The organism is Leucobacter sp. USCH14, from assembly GCF_037619215.1.
Lineage (GTDB): Bacteria > Actinomycetota > Actinomycetes > Actinomycetales > Microbacteriaceae > Leucobacter.
The window spans coordinates 1-3,023 of the sequence record NZ_JAQPZP010000027.1; the positions used below are offsets into that span (position 1 = coordinate 1).

The following is a 3,023-nucleotide window of genomic DNA, read 5'->3' on the forward strand; positions in this document are numbered from 1 at the left end:
CTATGCTGTCCAAGCCGACCGCGAACAGCTGGTCGGAATCAAATAGCGCGAGTCTCCATCAGACCCAGGGCGCTTCAGTCTGCTCTCGGGACGGCGCTTGGCGCGGGCCTTGCCGGGTTCGTAGCGTGGCTCGTGTTTCGAGGTGAGCAGGGGGACCGATATCGCTCACGACTTGTCGGTGCGACGGAAACGTTGAGTATCGCCATGACTCGAACGGCGAAGGAGTACATTCGCTTCCGAGATGAGTGGGAGCGATTCAATACAGGCACGGAGCCCGACGGAACGGAACTTGACATCGGCTTGGAAATGCTCATCGCTCGGTCCCACGGGCAAGACCGCATTACTGCTCGGCAGATACGCGAGGTTGCGTACCAGCTTCGCTTCATCAGTGACGCTGAGTGGGCCGCATATGAATACGCGACACTGCGTCGAGTGATCATCGAGTGGGCGTCTACGAGCGTCTCCAATGAAGCAGCACGTGCGAATCTGGCGACCATCGAGATGAGGCGGATGATGAAAAGCGCAAAACCGTCGATCACTGCCGAGGAACTTCCCGAGGCTCCCGCGCGGTACCAACAAGTGAGGGTCGGCTGAAGTCTCATTGCCCCTCACCTCGCAGCCACTCGGCCACGGCTCCGGCTGCGTGCTCCGCGTGCTTTACATGCGAGCCGCCCCACCCGCAGTAGCAGCCCCCAAATGCAACCGCCTGGTAGAACCGGTGCGCGTGAGCATCTATCACCTCGGCGAGCTTCGCGGCGTCGACCTCGACCGGGGCGGCGAGAGCGTCGGCAAGGTCGTTGATCAGTTCGACGGGCGGACGTGACGGCTCTACGCCCTGCGCCCGCGGCCAGCGGCGGGCCTCTGCGATGAGCTTCTCGCGGTCGCCTGTTGCCGTTGCCGTTGCCGCATGATCCTCGGACTCGGCCTCGCGCTCCTCGGCATCGTGGTGCTCGCCCGCTGGATCGGCGGACGCCGACGCTGACACCGCCGTGGCAGCTTCCATAGCGGCCAGTGCTTGATTGCGCATGCCGTCCCGGTACTCGTCGTCGCGCGTGCCCGTCGGCGACCCGCCGAGCTCGCCGTTCGTAGGCCAGTCTGCGCCCGGCTCGAGGCACGCGAGAGCACGTGCAGCCGCCTCAATCTGTTCCTCGGGTACGCCACCCTGCACGGGGGTCTTCTGGTTCGTCATGGTGTCGCCTCTCGGTAGTCTGTGCGCATGGAAAATGCGCAGCTCTTGTTCTTCATCTACATCGCCGCCGGGATCGTCGGCTTCGTGCTGTTCTGGCTGCTGCTGTGGGCTGTCATTCGCGCCGGTGTTCTTTCTGCTCTTCGTGCTCACTCGGATGAGCAGCGGGAGCACGGCCGACTTCGATAGCTGCCGACCTCCGCTCCTTCGGGAGGTCGAGTGATGTTCGGGGGAGCCCCATGCGGGCGAGGGCGTCGAGGTCGGCACCGGTGAGAGCTGGAGATGCGGTCATGCGGCGACTTCCGCGAAGACGCTGTCCCACGCGTCGCTCTCGGCGGGCGGGGCGAGCAGCGCGGCGAGTATCGTGACACCCCACCCAACGCCGGCGAAGACATCGACCGCGGTCGTCACGCTGCACCGTCTAGCGATGGAATAGACAGCCCTGTGCCGCCCGCACTACGGTGGAATTCAACGGATGTCTTCAACGAGGGGAAACAATGATGTCTATCCGCAGGAAACTCACCGCCACCGGTGCCACTGCCGCGCTCGTGCTCGGTGGGGTGCTCGCCGCGAGCCCGGCTTACGCTGCTGGCCATAGCTGGAGTCCGATTTGGGGTTCCAAGGCGACTTGCCAAATCAAGACCGCTAAGAAGGTGGCGTCGATTAAGCGGCAGAAGCCGATTTCGGTCAAGGTGCGGTACCTCTGCAAGGAGGTCGACGGATATTACGGCACCTCCATCGACTGGCGCACACGGTAGAACCGTCTGCGGCTTGCGCCTCTCTCGTCCTTTGGGTCGGGGGAGGCGCTTTTTCGTGTCTGAGTAGGTGATCACGCTGCACCTCCGTCGAGCATGAGCCGGCCGGGAATCTGCGTCGCGATCACTTCGGCGACCTGCTCCCCGGTCTCCTCGAACACCGTGCGACCCGACGGGAGCACCGTGTGCGCGTAGAACTCCTGCTCGAACGTCGCGATGCCCGACTCGATCGCCTCGAGTTTCGCCTTCACGACGAGCGCGAGTGCCCGCCACTTCTGCCTGGTCGCCTGTTCGTACGCGGTCTCTCGTGCTGACGCGGTGCGCATGCCGCGCGAGTGGTGCGTGAATTCGCGCGCCTCCGGGTCGGGCAGCGGGATCGTGAACCGCACCTGACGGCCGCCGGCCTGGAACGCGATGCGCGCGGCACCGGGCTCGGTCATGTAAGCGAAGTGCGTTGCGCCGTAGCGGCCGAGGGTCTTCTCGATCTCGCCGCGCGAACGGTCGCTCGTGACATCGGTCTTGGACGCGTAGGTCGTCATCGTGCAGTCCTCTCGTCGGCGCGGAGTGCGGCCTTGCAGTTCGTGCATGTCGCCGCGTTCGCGGCGACAATGGTCGCGCCGGGGCGCCCGCAGTAGGCGCCGCGGCCGACGGGGGCTTGCATGCAGGTCCGGGTCGTCGCGGTGCTCACAGCACGACCTCCCCGTGCTCGCTGACGATGAGGCCGTGCTCGAGGCGGACGCCGCGGGCTTTCATGTCTTCGGCAATGAGCTCGTCGACCTTCTCGGCTGCCTCGATGAGTTCGAGCGCGAGGTCGCGCGCCTGCTGCGCGGTGTACGGGGTGCGCTTCTTCTCCTGGCGGAGTTCGACGCGCAGCTCGTCGCTGACTTCGACCGATGCGATGTCGATCGTGATCTGCTCTCTGATAGCCATGCTGTTCGCCTCCTAGAAGGGCTGTTCGTCGTCGAAGCCGCCGCCGAATGACGGCTGCTCGTTGTTCTGCTGCGTCCACGGGTTGTCCTGCGCGTACCCGCCGCCCGCGGTCTGCCCGTAGGCCGGCTGCGACCCGTTCCCGGTCTTCGCGT

7 protein-coding genes are annotated in these 3,023 nt (G+C 65.2%); 3 read left to right on the plus strand and 4 right to left on the minus strand.

Annotation, left to right across the window (positions count from 1 at the left end; all coding sequences use genetic code 11):
- The first annotated feature begins 204 nt into the window (after positions 1–204).
- The gene (locus PQI23_RS13865) at positions 205–594 is read left to right on the plus strand and encodes a hypothetical protein (RefSeq protein ID WP_339975536.1); all 390 of its coding nucleotides are present in this window, start codon (positions 205–207) and stop codon (positions 592–594) included.
- A gap of 4 nt (positions 595–598) precedes the next feature.
- Here PQI23_RS13865 and PQI23_RS13870 read toward each other — a convergent pair whose 3' ends face one another.
- Positions 599–1,189 (minus strand): hypothetical protein, encoded by a 591-nt coding sequence (locus PQI23_RS13870; protein ID WP_339975538.1) that lies wholly within the window; start codon positions 1,187–1,189, stop codon positions 599–601.
- Positions 1,190–1,216: 27 nt separating this feature from the next.
- Between PQI23_RS13870 and PQI23_RS13875 the strand changes: the two genes are divergently transcribed.
- Positions 1,217–1,375: a hypothetical protein gene (locus tag PQI23_RS13875; protein ID WP_155819046.1), complete on the plus strand. Its 159-nt coding sequence runs from the start codon at positions 1,217–1,219 to the stop codon at positions 1,373–1,375.
- 99 nt (positions 1,376–1,474) lie between these two features.
- Here PQI23_RS13875 and PQI23_RS13880 read toward each other — a convergent pair whose 3' ends face one another.
- Complete coding sequence (locus tag PQI23_RS13880) at positions 1,475–1,597, minus strand: hypothetical protein (RefSeq protein ID WP_339975540.1); 123 nt, start codon at positions 1,595–1,597, stop codon at positions 1,475–1,477.
- 86 nt (positions 1,598–1,683) lie between these two features.
- On the opposite strand from PQI23_RS13880, the gene PQI23_RS13885 reads away from it, so the two are divergent.
- Positions 1,684–1,944, plus strand: a complete 261-nt coding sequence (locus PQI23_RS13885; protein ID WP_339975542.1) for a hypothetical protein — start codon at positions 1,684–1,686, stop codon at positions 1,942–1,944.
- 71 nt (positions 1,945–2,015) lie between these two features.
- Here PQI23_RS13885 and PQI23_RS13890 read toward each other — a convergent pair whose 3' ends face one another.
- Together PQI23_RS13890 and PQI23_RS13895 are read right to left on the minus strand one after the other, a co-directional pair.
- Positions 2,016–2,480 (minus strand): hypothetical protein, encoded by a 465-nt coding sequence (locus PQI23_RS13890; protein ID WP_339975544.1) that lies wholly within the window; start codon positions 2,478–2,480, stop codon positions 2,016–2,018.
- Positions 2,481–2,625: 145 nt separating this feature from the next.
- Complete coding sequence (locus PQI23_RS13895; RefSeq protein ID WP_339975546.1) at positions 2,626–2,871, minus strand: hypothetical protein; 246 nt, start codon at positions 2,869–2,871, stop codon at positions 2,626–2,628.
- Between the last annotated feature and the right edge of the window lie 152 nt (positions 2,872–3,023).